The 15,246-nt window shown below is 73.8% G+C and carries 18 protein-coding genes; 8 read left to right on the top strand and 10 right to left on the bottom strand.

The window, feature by feature from the left end; genetic code table 11:
* Positions 1–12 precede the first annotated feature (12 nt).
* Positions 13–885 (top strand): DUF4394 domain-containing protein, encoded by an 873-nt coding sequence (locus WIS52_RS12630; protein ID WP_349298381.1) that lies wholly within the window; start codon positions 13–15, stop codon positions 883–885.
* Positions 886–960: 75 nt separating this feature from the next.
* Here WIS52_RS12630 and WIS52_RS12625 read toward each other — a convergent pair whose 3' ends face one another.
* The gene (locus tag WIS52_RS12625; RefSeq protein WP_349298380.1) at positions 961–1,419 is read right to left on the bottom strand and encodes an STAS domain-containing protein; all 459 of its coding nucleotides are present in this window, start codon (positions 1,417–1,419) and stop codon (positions 961–963) included.
* A gap of 103 nt (positions 1,420–1,522) precedes the next feature.
* Between WIS52_RS12625 and deoC the strand changes: the two genes are divergently transcribed.
* Entirely contained in the window at positions 1,523–2,245 is a 723-nt protein-coding gene (deoC, locus tag WIS52_RS12620; RefSeq protein ID WP_349298379.1) for a deoxyribose-phosphate aldolase, read from the top strand.
* 7 nt (positions 2,246–2,252) lie between these two features.
* Here deoC and WIS52_RS12615 read toward each other — a convergent pair whose 3' ends face one another.
* The 3 genes from WIS52_RS12615 to WIS52_RS12605 form a co-directional block, all read right to left on the bottom strand.
* Positions 2,253–3,047, bottom strand: a complete 795-nt coding sequence (locus tag WIS52_RS12615; RefSeq protein ID WP_349298378.1) for a hypothetical protein — start codon at positions 3,045–3,047, stop codon at positions 2,253–2,255.
* 175 nt (positions 3,048–3,222) lie between these two features.
* Positions 3,223–3,597, bottom strand: a complete 375-nt coding sequence (locus tag WIS52_RS12610; RefSeq protein ID WP_349298377.1) for a hypothetical protein — start codon at positions 3,595–3,597, stop codon at positions 3,223–3,225.
* A gap of 88 nt (positions 3,598–3,685) precedes the next feature.
* Positions 3,686–4,066 carry a hypothetical protein gene (locus WIS52_RS12605; protein ID WP_349298376.1) on the bottom strand — a complete coding sequence of 127 codons (381 nt, stop codon included), beginning with the start codon at positions 4,064–4,066 and terminating at the stop codon, positions 3,686–3,688.
* A 512-nt stretch (positions 4,067–4,578) separates the two neighbouring features.
* Between WIS52_RS12605 and folP the strand changes: the two genes are divergently transcribed.
* From folP to WIS52_RS12590, 3 genes are all read left to right on the top strand, one after another.
* The gene (gene folP, locus WIS52_RS12600) at positions 4,579–5,445 is read left to right on the top strand and encodes a dihydropteroate synthase (RefSeq protein WP_349298375.1); all 867 of its coding nucleotides are present in this window, start codon (positions 4,579–4,581) and stop codon (positions 5,443–5,445) included.
* Positions 5,442–6,206 carry a dihydrofolate reductase family protein gene (locus WIS52_RS12595; protein ID WP_349298374.1) on the top strand — a complete coding sequence of 255 codons (765 nt, stop codon included), beginning with the start codon at positions 5,442–5,444 and terminating at the stop codon, positions 6,204–6,206. The genes folP and WIS52_RS12595 overlap by 4 nt, the downstream gene beginning before the upstream one ends.
* A 64-nt stretch (positions 6,207–6,270) precedes the next feature.
* Positions 6,271–6,837, top strand: a complete 567-nt coding sequence (locus WIS52_RS12590) for a GNAT family N-acetyltransferase (RefSeq protein WP_349298373.1) — start codon at positions 6,271–6,273, stop codon at positions 6,835–6,837.
* A gap of 148 nt (positions 6,838–6,985) precedes the next feature.
* On the opposite strand, the gene WIS52_RS12585 is transcribed toward WIS52_RS12590, so the two are convergent.
* Positions 6,986–7,585 (bottom strand): hypothetical protein, encoded by a 600-nt coding sequence (locus WIS52_RS12585; protein ID WP_349298372.1) that lies wholly within the window; start codon positions 7,583–7,585, stop codon positions 6,986–6,988.
* 230 nt (positions 7,586–7,815) lie between these two features.
* On the opposite strand from WIS52_RS12585, the gene WIS52_RS12580 reads away from it, so the two are divergent.
* Positions 7,816–8,958: an alpha/beta hydrolase family protein gene (locus WIS52_RS12580; RefSeq protein WP_349298371.1), complete on the top strand. Its 1,143-nt coding sequence runs from the start codon at positions 7,816–7,818 to the stop codon at positions 8,956–8,958.
* 22 nt (positions 8,959–8,980) lie between these two features.
* On the opposite strand, the gene WIS52_RS12575 is transcribed toward WIS52_RS12580, so the two are convergent.
* The gene (locus tag WIS52_RS12575; protein ID WP_349298370.1) at positions 8,981–9,370 is read right to left on the bottom strand and encodes a hypothetical protein; all 390 of its coding nucleotides are present in this window, start codon (positions 9,368–9,370) and stop codon (positions 8,981–8,983) included.
* A gap of 44 nt (positions 9,371–9,414) precedes the next feature.
* On the opposite strand from WIS52_RS12575, the gene WIS52_RS12570 reads away from it, so the two are divergent.
* Together WIS52_RS12570 and WIS52_RS12565 are read left to right on the top strand one after the other, a co-directional pair.
* On the top strand, positions 9,415–9,960 hold the full coding sequence (locus WIS52_RS12570) for a peptidylprolyl isomerase (RefSeq protein WP_349298369.1): 546 nt from the start codon (positions 9,415–9,417) through the stop codon (positions 9,958–9,960).
* Positions 9,961–10,087: 127 nt separating this feature from the next.
* A complete protein-coding gene (locus WIS52_RS12565) occupies positions 10,088–11,119 on the top strand; it encodes a rhomboid family intramembrane serine protease (RefSeq protein WP_349298368.1) in 1,032 nt (343 codons plus the stop codon).
* 407 nt (positions 11,120–11,526) lie between these two features.
* Here WIS52_RS12565 and WIS52_RS12560 read toward each other — a convergent pair whose 3' ends face one another.
* From WIS52_RS12560 to pknB, 4 genes are all read right to left on the bottom strand, one after another.
* The gene (locus WIS52_RS12560) at positions 11,527–11,979 is read right to left on the bottom strand and encodes a PH domain-containing protein (protein WP_349298367.1); all 453 of its coding nucleotides are present in this window, start codon (positions 11,977–11,979) and stop codon (positions 11,527–11,529) included.
* A 71-nt stretch (positions 11,980–12,050) separates the two neighbouring features.
* Entirely contained in the window at positions 12,051–12,329 is a 279-nt protein-coding gene (crgA, locus tag WIS52_RS12555; RefSeq protein WP_349298366.1) for a cell division protein CrgA, read from the bottom strand.
* A 203-nt stretch (positions 12,330–12,532) separates the two neighbouring features.
* Entirely contained in the window at positions 12,533–13,168 is a 636-nt protein-coding gene (locus tag WIS52_RS12550) for an aminodeoxychorismate/anthranilate synthase component II (protein ID WP_349298365.1), read from the bottom strand.
* 16 nt (positions 13,169–13,184) lie between these two features.
* Complete coding sequence (pknB, locus tag WIS52_RS12545) at positions 13,185–15,158, bottom strand: Stk1 family PASTA domain-containing Ser/Thr kinase (protein ID WP_349298364.1); 1,974 nt, start codon at positions 15,156–15,158, stop codon at positions 13,185–13,187.
* Between the last annotated feature and the right edge of the window lie 88 nt (positions 15,159–15,246).

The following is a 15,246-nucleotide window of genomic DNA, read 5'->3' as shown; positions in this document are numbered from 1 at the left end:
CGAGGACTCCCCATGGCGCTCACTGTCCGACGCACTCTCATCACCGTCGCCGCGCTCACCGCGGCGGCCGCACTCGCTGCTCCGGCCGCGATGGCCGGCACCGACCACGGCGCCACCAAGGACTCCGGTCTCGGCGTGACCGGCCTGGCCGGTGACAAGCTCGTGTCCTTCGGTACCTCCGCTCCGGGTTCCGTCGACGTGATCGGCGCCGTCTCGGGCCTCGAGGGCGACAAGTACCTGGTCGGCATCGACTACCGGGTGCAGGACGGCCTGCTCTACGGCGTCGGCGACGGCGGCGGGATCTACGAGGTCGACGACTCCGACGCGTCCGCGAGCAAGATCGGCCGGTTGAGCGTCGACCTGGACGGCGAGTACTTCGGCGTCGACTTCAACCCGGCCGCGAACGCCCTGCGCGTGATCAGCGACAGCGGGCAGAACCTGCGCCAGCCGTTCGCGACCATGCCGCTGGCGGACACCGTGGAGGACACCGCGCTCACCAACCCGGCGACGGCCCCGGCCACCGGCACCGTCCCGGCGACCGGTGTCTCCGCGGCCGGCTACACGAACAACGACCTCGACGACTCCACCGCGACGACGCTGTTCGTGCTCGACACCGAGCTGGACCGGGTCTCGGTCCAGTCCCCGGCCAACGACGGCACCCTCGCCCCGACCGGCTCGCTGCCCGCCGAGATCGGTCCGGAGGCCGGTCTCGACGTCTACAGCACCGTGGTCGACGGCGTGACCGTGGCCAACGACGCCTTCGCCGCCGTCGAGGTGAACGGTGAGAAGCGGCTGTGGGCGGTCGACCTGCTCACCGGTGACGCCGACGACCTGGGCGGCCTGGGGGCGCCGGTCCGCGCGATCGCGGTCGGCCTCGACCAGTAACCGGTCGGCCCGTTCCCTCGACCGCCAGTGGGCCCCGTCCTTTCCGGACGGGGCCCACTGCTGCGCAGGTCGCTCTCAGTCGCGCGGACGGCCGTCCAGCCGCACGTCCGGGTCGGGCACCGCGAACACGGTGTTCGCGGACGGCCCCGGGTTCTCCGGGACCCGGTCGACGACGTCGAACATCTCCATCGCCCCGGTGACCTGCAACGCGCGGCGCGCGGCGCGGCTGCTGCCGCACATCACCCGCAGCCGCCCGCCCTCGGCGCCGATGACGTCGCGGGCCTCCAGCAGCGAGGTCAGCCCGGCGGTGCCGAGGAAGTCCACACCGGACAGGTCGAGGACCAGGTCGCGGTGGTCCTCCGACCACATCCCCAGCTCGACCCACAGGTCCGGGGACGTCTCGTCGTCCACGGCACCGATCGCGTGCACGACCATCGCGCCCGACGGGTGCCGGGACCGCTCGAACCGCAGCGCGGGCCCGAGCGCGGTGTCCCGGGTCTCGTACGCCGGGGCCGGCCGCTCGTCCTCCGGCATGATCGCCTCCTCGCGGTCACCGGTGTCTCCGGCAACGACGCGGCCAGCATCGCAGCGTGCGGGCCGCCCCGCATGTGCTGGCCGCGGCGTAACCTTCCCCGACGTGAACGCCCCGACCCTCACCGCGACCGAGATCGCCGGCATGATCGACCACGCGATCCTGAAGCCGGAGCTCACCCGCTCCGATGTGGACGCCCAGCTGGACGTCGCCGCCCGCTACCGGATCTTCAGCGTGTGCGTGCGGCCGAGCGACGTCGGCTACGCCGCGGCGCGGCTGGCCGGCACCGGGGTCGCGGTCGGCACCGTGATCGGCTTCCCGCACGGGACCACCAGCACGGCGGCGAAGGCCGCCGAGGCCGGGCAGGCGATCGCCGACGGCGCCGCCGAGCTGGACATGGTGATCAACGTCGGCCGGCTGCGCAGCGGGCTGCTCGACGACGTCGAGGCAGACGTCCGGGCCGTCGTCGAGGCGGCCGACGGCCGCGTGGTCAAGGTGATCCTGGAGACCGCGCTGCTCTCCGACGACGACATCGAGGCCGGCTGCCGGGCCGCCGAGCGGGCGGGCGCGGCGTTCGTGAAGACCTCCACCGGTTTCGCCGGCGGTGGCGCGACGCCGGAGCACATCGCGCTGATGCGCCGCACCGTCGGACCGTCGGTGCAGGTGAAGGCCTCCGGCGGGGTCCGGGACCTGGACACCGTCCTCGCCTTCCACGCCGCCGGGGTGACCCGGTTCGGCACCAGCGGGACGGCCACGATCCTGGACGACGCGGCCGCGCGCGAGACCGGTGGCGGTGCGGCGGCCCGGGTCGACGAGTCGTCCTACTGAGAAAGGGTCAGAGGAGGTCGCGCAGGGTGCGGGCGTGGCCCAGGATCGCGTCCGACCCGGCTGCGGCCAGTCCCGCGTCGGGGGCCGGCGGCATGGTCGCGACCGCGCGCTCCGGAGCGGCCGCGCGGGCGTCGAGCTCGCGGGCCAGCGCGGCGATCTCCCGGAGGTTGGTCTCGACCCGGTCCAGCTCGTCGCGGGCGGCGTCCAGGTCGGCGACGGTCGGGGCGAGGACACGCTCGTCGAGACCGCCCGCGCGGTCACCGGCGACCCGCTGCTCCTGGTCGTCCACGTGCCGGGCGAGCCGGACCGCGTGCCAGAGCGTCGCGGGCAGCAGCCGGTCGGGGTCCACCCGCCCGTCGCGCCAGGCGGTGGAGCCGGCGACCGCCGTCGCGAGATCGCAGAGCCGGCCGCCCCGCGAACCCTCCTCGACGTCCACGAACGGCTCGGTTCCCCGCTCCTTGCGGTAGGTACGGGCCGGGTCGGGGACCAGCGCGGCGTAGAGGATCATGCCGACGACGAACGCGACGGCCGCCCCGCCGAGGCCCCAGAGCAGCACGGACCAGAAGCCGTCGGCGTAGACGAGCGGGGTGGCGACACCGGCCGCCACGACGGCCAGCAGCACCAGCCCGATCGCGAGCCCGGATCCGGGCGCGTTGACGGTCGCGTACTCGTTGATCGTGTTGCGGTTCCCGTCGAGGACGGCGCCGTCGAAGACCCGCCGGGTGCTCCCCCGCTCGAGCAGCGTGGGCACGGCCGACCGCTGCCACCGGGAACCGGTCGAGGTGGGGGGTGTGGGGGACATCGGGTCCTTCCGCTGCCGGGCTGCCCGGCGGACACCGCGCCGGTCGTCGTCGCTCTGGTTATCGCCCGTCCGGCCGTTCCGTTATCGGCCGTGGACAGACGAACGGGCCGGCCCGCAGGTCGCGGACCGGCCCGTTCGCCGGAGAAACCGGGCTGTGCACCCCGGTGTCGTGGAATCAGCCCAGGCCGGTGACCTGGTCGAGCACGGTCCGCTGGGACTGCGCGATCTCGGCGGCGTTGGCCTGCTCGTTCGAGGAGTCGATCGAGTTGTCCTGGACGATCTCCTGGCTCGAGCCGTCGACGACGCCCTCGTTGGCGAAGTCGCTCAGGCCGGCGATGTCGCTGGCGTTCGCGGCCGGGTTCGCCTGGGTGACCGGGGCGACGGAGCCGTTGGCCTGACCGGTGGCGGCGTTCTGCAGGCCGGAGGCGGCACCGACGACGCCCTGGGTCTGGGTCTCGGTGACGTCGTCGGCGAACGCGACGCCCGCGGCACCGAGGGTCAGCGGCAGGGCCAGCGCGGAGGCGGCGGCGATGCGGAGGGTCTTGCGCATGGGGAGGGGTCCTCTCTGAGGGTCCGCGCCACCGGTGTCGTCATCGGACCGGCGCGGGGCTGGGGAGCGTGTCGGGGGAGGGGCTGGGTCAGCCCGCGAGGTCGGCGATCTGGTCGACGATCGTCTTCTGGGCCTGGTCGGTCGCGGCCGCGTTGCCCTGCTCGTTCGCCGAGTCGATCGAGTTGTCCTGGACGATCGACTGCCCGGAGCCGGAGCCCTCGTAGAAGTCCTCGTTGGCGAAGTTGCTGAAGCCCAGCACGTCGCTGACGTTGAGGGCCGGGTTCGCCTGGGTCACCGGGGCTCCGGAGACGTTGCCCTGGACCGTCTCCGCGGCCTGGGCGGCCGTCGCGGCGGCGCCCGTACCCTGGGTCTGGGTGGTCGTGTCGTCGGCGAAGGCCATCCCGGCGGCGCCGAGGCTCATCGGGACGGCGAGGGCCGCGGCGGCCACGGTGCGCACGGACTTACGCATCGAAACGCGTTCCTTTCCATCGTTCCTGCTCACGTGCGCGTGCCGGAATGGGGAGGGACACGCGCTGACGAAAAGGTAGCGGTAATGCGCCAGAAATGCGCTACTGAGTCGAGTGAAAGATCGACATCTCGCCCCGTCGAATGGTTGCGGAGCGTGAGGGGAACCGGGCCACATCTCGTGCGATCTGCCGACCAGCCGCTGCTCAGGAGGTGTTCGTGCCGCAACATCACAGATCAGCACGGGTGAAGGGCATGATCACCTTGTCGTGTGACATCCGCCGATGCTGTCACCGCCGAATGTTCCGGCTCGCCCGCCCGGCCCCCCACGACAATGGCGTGTGGATGCAGGAAATGGGTCGAGAAATTCTTCGTCCGGCTGACGAGAAAGACGTGGAACCGGTGGTCACGACGGGGGAGACGAGGTCCGGGTGGCCGCCGCCGCGGCCGGGCGGAGAGGATGGGAGCCGAGTCGGGGCCCACCAGCGGGTCCGGCCGCCCGCAGGAGGAGGCCCCGTGCCGAGGCTGTCGTTCCGCGACCGCACCTGGAACCGGGACCGGGCGATGGTCATGGCGATCGTCAACCGGACTCCCGACTCGTTCTACGACCACGGGGTCACCTTCGCCGAGCAGGCCGCCCGGGACCGGATCGCCGAGGTCGTGCGCGAGGGTGCCGACGTGATCGACATCGGCGGTGTCCCGGCCAGTCCCGGGGCCGAGGTCACCGAGCAGGAGGAGATCGACCGCGTCGTCCCCACCGTGGAGTGGGCGCGCCGGGAGTTCCCGGACGTCGTGATCAGCGTGGACACCTTCCGCGCCGGACCGGCGGAGGCCGTCTGCGCCGCCGGCGCCGACCTGGTCAACGACAACTGGTCGGCGGCCGACGCGGAGATCCTCGACGTCGCCGCCCGCTACCGGGCCGGCTACGTCAGCGCGCACACCGACCACGTCGACCCGCGGACCGAACCGCACCGCCCCCGCTACGCCGACGTCCTCGGCACGGTCGTCTCCCAGACCGTCGCCCTGGCCGAGAAGGCGGTCGCCGCCGGGGTCCCGCCGGAGGGGATCCTGATCGACCCGGCGATCGACTTCTCCAAGAACACCCTGCACAGCCTCGCGGTGCTGCGCGGCGTGGACGTGATGGTCGCGACCGGCTGGCCGGTGCTGCTGGCGATGTCGAACAAGACGGTCGTCGGTGAGTCGCTCGGCGTCCCGCTGGACGAGCGGCTCACCGGCACCCTGGCCGCCACCGCTCTCGCGGCCGACCGCGGGGTGGCGATGGTGCGGGCGCACCAGGTGCGGGCCACCCGGGAGACCTGCGAGATGGTCGCCACCGTGCGCGGCGAGCGGAATCCGACGCGCGCGGTGAGACTGCTCGCGTGAGCGAGATCCACCAGATCCTCCCCGCCGCGCACGCCGGACCGCTGTCGGACGCCGACCTCGAGACCCTCTACGCCTACCCCGACCCGGGCACCGCGCCGTACGTCGCGGTGAACTTCGTGTCCAGTGCGGACGGTGCGGTGGAGGTCGAGGGCCGCTCCGCCGGGCTGTCGACGGCCCCGGACCGCACGGTGCTCCGGCTCGGGACCGACCTCGCCGACGTCGTACTGGTCGCGGCCGGTACCGCGACCGCGGAGGGCTTCACCGGGGTGCACCCGGACGAGCGGATGGCCGACCGCCGGCGCCGGTCCGGCCTGGCCGAGGTGCCGGTGACGGCGGTCGTCACCTCGTCGGGGCGGTCGCTGGACCCCTCGTCACCGGTGCTGACCGACACGCTCGTGCCGACCGTCGTGCTCACCTGCGCCGCGGTCGACGACGACCTGCAGAAGCGGTGGACCGACGCCGGCGCGGACGTCGTGCTGACCGGCGACGCCGCCGTGGACCTGGACGCGGCGGTCGCCGAGCTCGGTCGCCGCGGGCTGCACCGGGTCAACTGCATGGGCGGGCCGGCTCTGTTCGGCGGTCTCGCCGGGGCCGGGCTCGTCGACGAGCTGCGGCTGACCGTCGCCCCGTTCCTGGTGTCCGGCGAGGCCGGCCGGATCGCCCGTGGCGCGACCCTCGACCCCGCCCGGCTGGAGCTGCTCAGCGTGGTCACCGGGGACGACACGCTGCTCGTCCGCTACCGGGTCGCCGCCGCGTCCTGAGCGATCTCCTGGCTCCCCCGCCCGGCGGACCGGTGTGGTTGGCCCGTGCTGCAAGATGGCTCCCGTGCCGCTGCCCTCCCACACCCTGGTGGACGGCGTGGTCGTACTCAGCCCGCTCGGCTGGGACGACGTGGGGCCCTATCTGGCGGGCGAGGACGGCGAGATCGTCCGGTGGCTGAGCGGCGGCCGCGGCACTCCGGCCACGGTCCGGGCGCACGTGCGCCGGGCGATCGAGCGCTGGGCCGACGGGGGGCCGAAGCTCTCGTTCGGGATCAGGGTGGACGGCGGCGCGGTGCTCGCCGGGACCATCGACGCGGACCTCGACCCGGCGGCGGGCGCGCGGCGGGCCGGGCTGTCCTACGGCATCTATCCCGCGTTCCGGCGCCGTGGCCTGGCCACCCGGGCGGTGCGGCTCGCGGCCCGCTACCTGGGCGAGCGCGGGGACGTCGACCGGATCTCGATCGACGTGCACCCGGCCAACCGGGCCTCGATCGGCGTCGCCCGCCGGGCCGGGTTCCGGTTCCTCCGGCACGTCGTCGACGCCGAGGGTGACTTCGACCGCTACGAACTGATCGTCCGGGCGCCGGTCGTGCCGGCGCCGCCGCCGCAGCCGCGGCACGGCCTGCGCTGACCGACCCGCTCCGAGAGCCCGGGAGCGGGTCGGGGCCTCCGACGACGACGGCCGCCCGCGCCGCACCCGGTCCACTCCACGCCGAGCGGGGCCGGGGGCGGCCACGGACGGCCGTGTCGGCGCAGAGGTCTGCGTCAGAGACGCTGCGTCAGAGGGAGAGCTCCGGCAGCTCGACGAACATGACGTCCGGGATCTCCAGCGTCGGGAGCGCGTCGGTGTCCAGCGCGTCGGTGTCGAGCGCGTCGGTGTCGAGCGCGTCCGCCGACGGCAGCGAGTCCAGCGACGGCAGCGCGTCGGTGGAGGGCAGGCCGTCGGTGGAGGGCAGCGCGGGGAGGCCGTCGGTCGGCAGCGCGTCCGCGGAGGGGAGTTCCAGGGCGTCGGTGGACACCCCGTCGAGCGGCAGCGCGTCGGTGGAGGGGAGCTCCGGCAGGCCGTCGGTCGACGGCAGCTCGAGGCCGTCCACGCCCGGCAGGCCCGGGAGCGCGTCGGTGTCGAGCAGGTCCGGCAGCCCGTCGGAGGAGGGCAGCTCGGGGGTCTCCAGGCCACCGAAGGTCACCGTGGCGTCGGCGTCCACGGTGGTCTCGTCCGAGAGGTCCGGCACCGCGTCGGTGAGGGCCGACGTGTCGGGCGCGCCGGGGATGTCCGGGAGCTCGACGGCGGAGGCCTGTCCGGCCACACCGGTACCGAGCACGGCGATTCCGGCGCCGGCCAGGGAGAACCGGAGCGCGTTACGGGCGAGCGAGTTCATCGCACGTCCTTTCGACTGATCGTGTGCGGGGAGCAGGAGGGGCCGGACCCCTCCGATGGGGCAACGATGCCCCTCGCAACCGGTTTCGCTCCGGAGTCGGATTGTCTCGATCTTCACCCGATCGGGTGGCAACCTCGGACGGACATAGCGCCATAGGTACGAGCCGGTCACTAACCGTGCACGTGACGGGGCCCGTGCGGGCACGGCCGTCCGGGGAGCAGGATGATCCGGTGTCCGCCGTGAGCCAGCCCGCCCGTCCGGTCCCCGGGATCGCCGCCGGAGTGCTCGCCGGGGCGCTCGGGGGTGCCGGGGGAGCGGTGGCCGTCTGCTGGCACTACTCGACGGTGCTGCTGCATCCCTCGGTCGACCCCGGTCTGCCCGAGCGGGTCCTCGGCACCGGCGACGGCACCGTCGAGCTGGCGCGTACCCGCCTGGCGGGTCAGCCCGGGGTCTGGGGGCTGCGTGGGCCGGCCGGTCTGTCCGTGGTCGGCCCGGTGCGGCACCGGGACCGCCGGCGGGTGGTGCGGGAGCTCCGTGCCGGGCCGTTCCCGGAGGACGGACCGGCCGTCCTCGACGCCGGGCCGTTCGACCCGGACCCGGGTGCGCGCGGCCTGCGGTTCGACGACGTGGTCGTCCCGACCGAGCTCGGCCCCGCGCCGGCGTGGCGGGTGCACCCCCCGGCGCCCGTGGCCGAGGGCCGTACCTGGGCGCTGTGCGTGCACGGTCGCGGCGGTACGCGGCGGGAGGCGCTGCGGATCCTGCCCGCGCTGCACGCCGCCGGGCTGACCTCGCTCGTCGTCAGCTATCGCGGGGACGGGGCCGCGCCGCCGTCGCCCGACGGCCGGTCCCACCTGGGGGACACCGAGTGGCGCGACGTCGAGGCCGCCGCGGCGTACGCCGCCGTGCACGGGGCGGAGCGGCTGGTCCTCGTCGGCTGGTCGATGGGGGCGGCCGTCGGCGGGGCCTTCCTCGACCGCTCGGCGCACGCCGGAGCGGTCGCCGCCGTGGTCTGGGACGCACCGTTGCTCGACTGGCGTCGCACCCTGCGGCGGCAGGCCCGCAACCGCGCGCTGCCGCCGTCGCTCGCCGGACTGGCCGGCCGGGTCACCGAGCGGCGGATCGGGATCGACCTCGAACGGTTCGACCTGCTGCGCAACCCGCCCGCGCACCGTCCGCCCACCCTGCTGCTGCACAGCGACGGCGACACGGCGGTCCCGGTCTCGCTCAGCCGGGACCTGGCGACGACGGCGCCCGGCGCGGGCTGGCCCGTCACCTACCGCGAGTTCGCCGGCACCGAGCACACCGGGAGCTGGAACGCCGATCCGGAGGGCTACGAGGCCGCGGTCACCGGGTTCCTGCGCGCTGCCCTGTGAGGCGGCCGGCCTGCTGACGGGCTCAGCGGTCGGCGTCGGCCGCCCCGCCCCCGACCGGCTTGCCGTGGATCTGCGACTCCGACGGCGGCGTCGTGGACACCGGGGTCCCCGGGTCGGCCGGCTTCTCCCGGCGCAGCAGCGACGACCAGGCGAACGCCGCGATCCCGGTCAGCACCAGCACGGCGATGATCCACGGCGCGCGGCGGACCGGCAGCGGGTCCGGGTCGATCGCCGACGCCAGGGCGCGGCGGGCGTCCGTGACCCCGCTCGCGACCGATCCGGACAGGTCGGACACCGTCTCGGACACCGACGTCACGGCCGTGCCGCCCGCGATGCGCCCGGCGTCGGCGAGGGTGTGGACGGCCTCGGCGGCGTCCTTGCGGGCGCGGGCCCGCTTCCGGTCGGCTCTCATCTTCGATGACCTGCTTCCCACGGATGCGGCTGCGTACTGGCACGATGGTAGCCGTGACGGAACCAGGAAACGCCAAGACGACGGCCGTCCTGCACACCTCGGAGGGGGACATCCGGGTCGAGCTGTTCGGCGACCAGGCCCCCAAGACGGTCGCGAACTTCGTCGGTCTCGCCGAGGGCAGCAAGGACTACCAGGGGCCGAACGCCAGCGGTGGCGACTCCGGGCCGTTCTACGACGGCTCGATCTTCCACCGGGTGATCAGCGGCTTCATGATCCAGGGCGGCGACCCGACCGGTACCGGTCGCGGTGGCCCGGGCTACCAGTTCGGCGACGAGTTCCACCCGGACCTCAAGTTCGACCGGCCCTACCTGCTGGCCATGGCCAACGCCGGCCCCGGCACCAACGGCTCGCAGTTCTTCATCACGGTGGGCCCGACCCCGCACCTGAACCGGCGGCACACCATCTTCGGTGAGGTGGCCGACGCCGAGTCCCGGGCCGTCGTCGACGCGGTCGCGCAGACGACCACCGGGCAGGCCGACCGCCCGCTGACCGACGTGGTCGTCGAGAAGGTCGAGATCGAGCGGAGCTGAGCCCCGCCCCGGGCGGAGCTCGTCGAGTGAACGGGTAGCGGTGACCGAACGACCTGAGTCCACGGGGACCGGCGGCTCCCCGGAACCGCGGTGGTCGCCCGGTCCGGACGGCACCGGTGGCCATCCCGTGTACCCGCCGACCGGTGGGTCGGCACCGCACGCCGGCGGGCCGGCGTCTCCGGACGGGGGTCCCGGATCCCCGTCCGGTGGACCGGGCCCGCAGTGGCCGGGCCCGTACCCGGGAGCCTCCGGCCAGGGCCCGCCGCCCCGGTACGGCGCTCCCGGCTCGGCGCCCCCACCCGGTGCGGCGCCGCCCGCCGGGCACGGTGGTGAGCAGGTCTGCGTCCGGCACCCGGACCGTGCGACGCGGCTGCAGTGCACCCGCTGCGACCGTCCGGCCTGCCCGGAGTGCCTGCAGCCGGCCTCGGTCGGCCAGCACTGCGTGGACTGCGTCGGCGCGGCGGCCCGGTCGGCCCCGCGCTGGCGCAACGTCGCCGGGGCCAGCAGCACCGGGAAGCCGGTGATCGTCCCGGCGTTGCTCGCCGTCAACGTCGCGATCTTCGTGCTCACGGTGGTGACCGCGGGCTCCCTGTTCGGGAACTTCGGCTCGCCGCTGTTCGCCGAGGGCGCGCTGGTCCCGGCGTTCGTCGCGCAGGGCGAGGTCTGGCGGATCGTCACCTCCGGCTTCCTGCACATCGGCCCGCTGCACCTGGCGTTCAACATGTTCGCCCTGTGGATCATCGGGCGCGAGGTCGAGATGGTGCTCGGACGGGCCCGCTTCTGCGCGGTCTACGGTGTCGCGCTGCTCGGCGGCTCCGCGGCGGTGATGCTGCTCAGCAACCCGCTCGGGCCCACGGCCGGCGCCTCCGGGGCGGTGTTCGGGCTGATGGGCGCGCTGTTCGTGTTGCTGCGCCGGCTCAGGCTGCCGGTGGGCAGCGTGATCGGCGTGATCGCGGTCAACGTCGTCATCAGCTTCAGCATCTCCGGGATCTCCTGGCAGGGGCACCTCGGTGGGCTGGTCTTCGGCGCCGCCACGACCGCCGCCCTGGTCTACCTCGGTGCCGGGTCCCGCAACCGTCGGCAGATCCAGATCGGTGCCGTCTCCGGCCTCGCGGTGCTGGGCCTCGCCCTCATCGGGGCCGGCGCCGTGATCCTCTGACCGTCCCCCCCCCGGACCGCGCACCCCGAAGAGGGGCGGCGCACCGGCTGCAGTCGGTGCGGGACCGGCGCCGGGGTGCGAGGTCGGCTCGAGGGTGCGAGATCGGCCGGCAGGTGCGACGGGACGCGATGTCGCTCCCGGCCCGTCCGGCGAGGTCGGACACGTCGCTCCCGGTGCCAAGCAGCGGCGCGAGCGGCCCGCCCGGTTTCTCGAGAGGTACAGGAGTGCTCTCGCGCGGCCCGTGGACAGCGCTGAGGTACCCCTCGCGGTCCAGGGCGTGCCCGCGCCGCGCCGCCCGGTGCCCCCCGGGGCTTGAGGGGTACGTCAGTGCTGTGGAGAGGCCGGTGCACAGCGCTCAGGTACTTCTCGCGCGGTGACGTGTGCGGCTGCATCCGGACCGCGTGAGCTCACGGGGTGTGGGGTGGGCGGAGGCCGGCGAGTGCGTCGGCGACGTCGTCGGGGTCCGCGCCCAGTTCCGGGCGGCCCAGGACGACCAGGCGCTCCGTGCCGTCGGCGTCGCGCAGGTCCAGTTCGAGCAGCGCCTGCTCCCGGCCGAGCCGCCGGGTGCGCAGCACCCGCACGTCGTCGACCCGGCTCCAGGGAACCTGCCGGGTCCAGGTCAGGCGGCGCACGGTGAGCCCGTCCGGCCCGGCCGCCAGCCGGGGACGCGCGCGGGTGCCCGAGGCGGCGGCCAGCCCGAGCCCGGCGGCAGCGACGCCCGCGATCAGCCGTCCGGCCGGGTCCGCCCCGGTGAGGACGAGCGCGACCAGCCAGCCGGCGGCGGCACCGGCGAGCACCCAGAGCAGCACGACGATCCCGGGCGGCGTGGCCCAGGAGTAGCTCCGCTGTTGATCACTCACCGTGCACGGGTGAAGTTGTCCACAGCGTCCATCCACAGTGAGGATAACTTACGCCGGTGTGTTTTCGCTGGTCAGCGCCACCGCATGGTCATCAACAGGCCGATTACGATGAGTGAGAACCCGACGAGGAAGTTCAGATTGCCCAGCTCGGCCATGAACGGGATGGACGGCCCGGCGAGGTAGTTCACGACCAGCCAGGCGAGTCCGAGCACCCACATCGCGATCATCACCGCGATGTACGCGGGGTGCGTCGGGCCGGCCACCTTCTGCGGTGTGCGACCGGCGGGGCTGCCGCCGCTCACCGGCGGAGGCGTGTACGCCGCCTTCTTGCGGACCTTCGACTTCGGCATTGTCGGACCTCATCGCCTACGGGGTCGGGCAGGTGGGACCCGCGCGACGACGGCGCACCCGGGGAGCGACCGGCGTGGTGCCCGCTGCGCGGGCTCCGGCGTGCGGATCCGCCGACCACGGTAGCGCGAACGACCGCGGAACTGCGTCACACGGGCGAAACGAACGGCTCACGTGCCACCCGGCACGTGCCGCCGGGGTGCGGTCAGACGCCGGCGACCAGCTCGGCCATCTCGTCGGTGAGCCGGCGGACGACCTCGTCGGGGACGGTGTGGCCGGCCTGGCCCAGCCAGTTGGCCAGCATCCGGTGCCCGGCCTCGGTGAGGACCGACTCGGGGTGGAACTGCACACCCTCGACGGGGAGCTCCCGGTGCCGAACGGCCATGATCAGGCCGGTCTCGGTGCGCCCGGTGACCTCCAGCTCGGCCGGCAGCCCGGACGGCGGGATGGTCAGCGAGTGGTAGCGGGTGGCGGTGAAGGGCGATGGCAGCCCGCTCAGCACGCCGACGCCGTCGTGGAAGACCTGCGAGGTCTTGCCGTGCAGCAGCTCCGGCGCCCGCTCGACGGTGCCGTTCCAGGCCGTCGACAGCGCCTGGTGACCGAGGCAGACCCCGAGCAGCGGAGTGCCGCCCCTCGCTGCCCGCCGGATCACCTCGACACTGCGGCCGGCGTGCTCCGGGCTGCCCGGGCCCGGGCTGACGAGGACCGCGCCGACCTCGTCGAGCTCGTCGAGCTCGACCTCGTCGTTGCGCCGGACCACCGGGTCCGCGCCGAGCTGGGCCAGGTACTGGACCAGGTTGTAGACGAAGCTGTCGTAGTTGTCGACGACCAGGACGCGCACGGCCCCTCCTCGCGGGTCAGTTGTTGCCGAACGGGAAGCCGCTTCCGGTGCCGCTCGGACTGTCGGTCTCGTCCTCACTGTCGGAGGACTGCCCCACGGTCAGGACGACCTGCTGGCCCGGAGATGCCTGCGAGCCCCCGGACGGGCTCTGCTGCAGCACGATGCCGTTCTGCGAGGAGTCCGACACGCTGGTGAGCCGGATGTCGAAGCCCAGACCGGCTTCCTGCAGCGTCTGCGCCGCGCTGTCGACCGGCTGGCCGACCACGTCCGGCACCTGGCTCTGGTTGCCCCGGCTGATCTGGATCGTGATCGTCTGGGTGCGGGCCACCTGCGTCCCGGCGGACGGGTCGGTGCCCACCACCGTTCCGGCATCGGCGTCGGCGTCGACCTGGCTGGTGTCCACCGCGCTGAACCCGGCCTGGTTCAGCGTGCTCCGCGCCTCCTCGGCGCTCCGCCCGGACACGTCCGGGACCGCGATCGTGGTCTGCTCGCGGCCGACCACGAGCGCGACCGACGTGTTCCCGGGCACGGTCTCCCCGGGGCCCGGGTCCGAGGAGATGACCCGGCCGATCTGGCTGGTGTCGGTGGTCTCCTGCTCGGTGGTCTCGCCGACCTGCAGGCCGGCCTCGCGCAGCAGGCCCTCGGCCTCCTGCGGGCTGCGGCCGGTCAGCGACGGCACGGTCACCTCCGCCGGGCCGGTCCCGACGAACACCGTCACCCGGCTGTTCTCGTCGACCAGGTTCCCGCCACCGGGGTCGGTGCGGACCACCTGACCGACCTGCTCGACGTCGGAGGGCTGGTTCTCCTGCGCGAACAGCAGGTTGGCGTCGGTGATGGTCTGCCGCGCCTGGTCGGGGGTCTGGCCGAGGACGTCCGGCACCGAGACCTGGTCCGGCGCGTTGCTGGAGAACATCTGGTAGCCGACGAATCCCAGCAGGCCGAGCACGGCGAGTAGCGCGACCCACAACGCGATCTTCCGGCCGCGGCCGCCGCGTGGCTCGTCGTCGTAGTCGCCGGGCGGCATCGTGTGCCGTCCGGTCGGCGAGCCGGCACCCATCCGGCGGGTCGCGATCGCCTGGGTGGCGCCGCCGTCGTCGTGCGCCATCATCTGGGTGCGCTCGTACTCGCTCATCACGAGCGGGGCGTGCACCGGCTCGCCGTTGCGCACCCGCACCAGGTCGGCCCGCATCTCGGCGGACGACTGGTAGCGGTTGGCGGGGTTCTTGCTCAGCGCCTTGAGGACCACGGCGTCCAGCGCCGGCGGCACCGAGGGGTTGACCTCCGACGGGGACTTCGGGTCCTCCCGGACGTGCTGGTAGGCGACCGCGACCGGGGTGTCCCCGGTGAACGGCGGCTCGCCGGTCAGCAGCTCGAAGAGCACGCAGCCGGCGGCGTAGACGTCGGAGCGGGCGTCCACGGACTCGCCGCGCGCCTGCTCCGGCGACAGGTACTGCGCGGTGCCGATCACCGCGGCGGTCTGCGTGACGTTCTGGCCCTCGCCCAGCGCCCGGGCGATGCCGAAGTCCATGACCTTCACGGCGCCGGCGCCGTTGATCATCACGTTCGCCGGTTTGACGTCCCGGTGGATGATGCCGTGCCGGTGCGAGAAGTCGAGCGCCGCGCAGACGTCGGCCATCACCTCGACGACCCGCTGCTGCGACAGCGGCCCCTGGGTCTTGACGATCTCGCGCAGGGTCTGCCCGTCGACGAACTCCATGACGATGTAGGGCAGCGGGCCGAAGTCGGACTCGATCTCGCCGGTGTCGTACACGGCGACGATCGCGGGGTGGTTCAGCGACGCCGAGTTCTGCGCCTCGCGGCGGAAGCGCAGCTGGAACTGCGGATCCCGGGCCAGGTCGGCGCGCAGCACCTTCACCGCCACGTCCCGGCCGAGCCGGGTGTCGAGGCCGTGGTGGACCTCGGACATGCCGCCGTAGCCGAGCGGGTCGCCCAGCTCGTAGCGCTCGGAGAGCAGTCGCGGTGTCGTCATCGGTTCAGGTTCCCGGGGTCGGAGGCGTACTCATCATGCCGGTCGGCGCAGACGATCATGCTTCGGAGGTCGTCGCGTGCGCCGGACC

This window comes from Pseudonocardia nematodicida (assembly GCF_040105385.1).
GTDB lineage: Bacteria > Actinomycetota > Actinomycetes > Mycobacteriales > Pseudonocardiaceae > Pseudonocardia > Pseudonocardia nematodicida.
The sequence above is the reverse complement of the archived record's forward strand: the minus strand, read 5'-3'. Positions and strand labels throughout refer to the sequence as shown.

Bases quoted from the DNA above. Each gene is read 5' to 3' on its own strand.
- WIS52_RS12630 (WP_349298381.1), top strand. From the start codon at position 13: ATGGCGCTCACTGTCCGACGCACTCTCATCACCGTCGCCGCGCTCACC.
- crgA (WP_349298366.1), bottom strand. From the start codon at position 12,329: ATGCCGAAGTCGAAGGTCCGCAAGAAGGCGGCGTACACGCCTCCGCCG.
- WIS52_RS12625 (WP_349298380.1), bottom strand. From the start codon at position 1,419: ATGCCGGAGGACGAGCGGCCGGCCCCGGCGTACGAGACCCGGGACACC.
- WIS52_RS12570 (WP_349298369.1), top strand. From the start codon at position 9,415: ATGGTAGCCGTGACGGAACCAGGAAACGCCAAGACGACGGCCGTCCTG.
- WIS52_RS12585 (WP_349298372.1), bottom strand. From the start codon at position 7,585: ATGAACTCGCTCGCCCGTAACGCGCTCCGGTTCTCCCTGGCCGGCGCC.
- WIS52_RS12605 (WP_349298376.1), bottom strand. From the start codon at position 4,066: ATGCGTAAGTCCGTGCGCACCGTGGCCGCCGCGGCCCTCGCCGTCCCG.
- WIS52_RS12575 (WP_349298370.1), bottom strand. From the start codon at position 9,370: ATGAGAGCCGACCGGAAGCGGGCCCGCGCCCGCAAGGACGCCGCCGAG.
- WIS52_RS12615 (WP_349298378.1), bottom strand. From the start codon at position 3,047: ATGTCCCCCACACCCCCCACCTCGACCGGTTCCCGGTGGCAGCGGTCG.
- WIS52_RS12610 (WP_349298377.1), bottom strand. From the start codon at position 3,597: ATGCGCAAGACCCTCCGCATCGCCGCCGCCTCCGCGCTGGCCCTGCCG.
- pknB (WP_349298364.1), bottom strand. From the start codon at position 15,158: ATGACGACACCGCGACTGCTCTCCGAGCGCTACGAGCTGGGCGACCCG.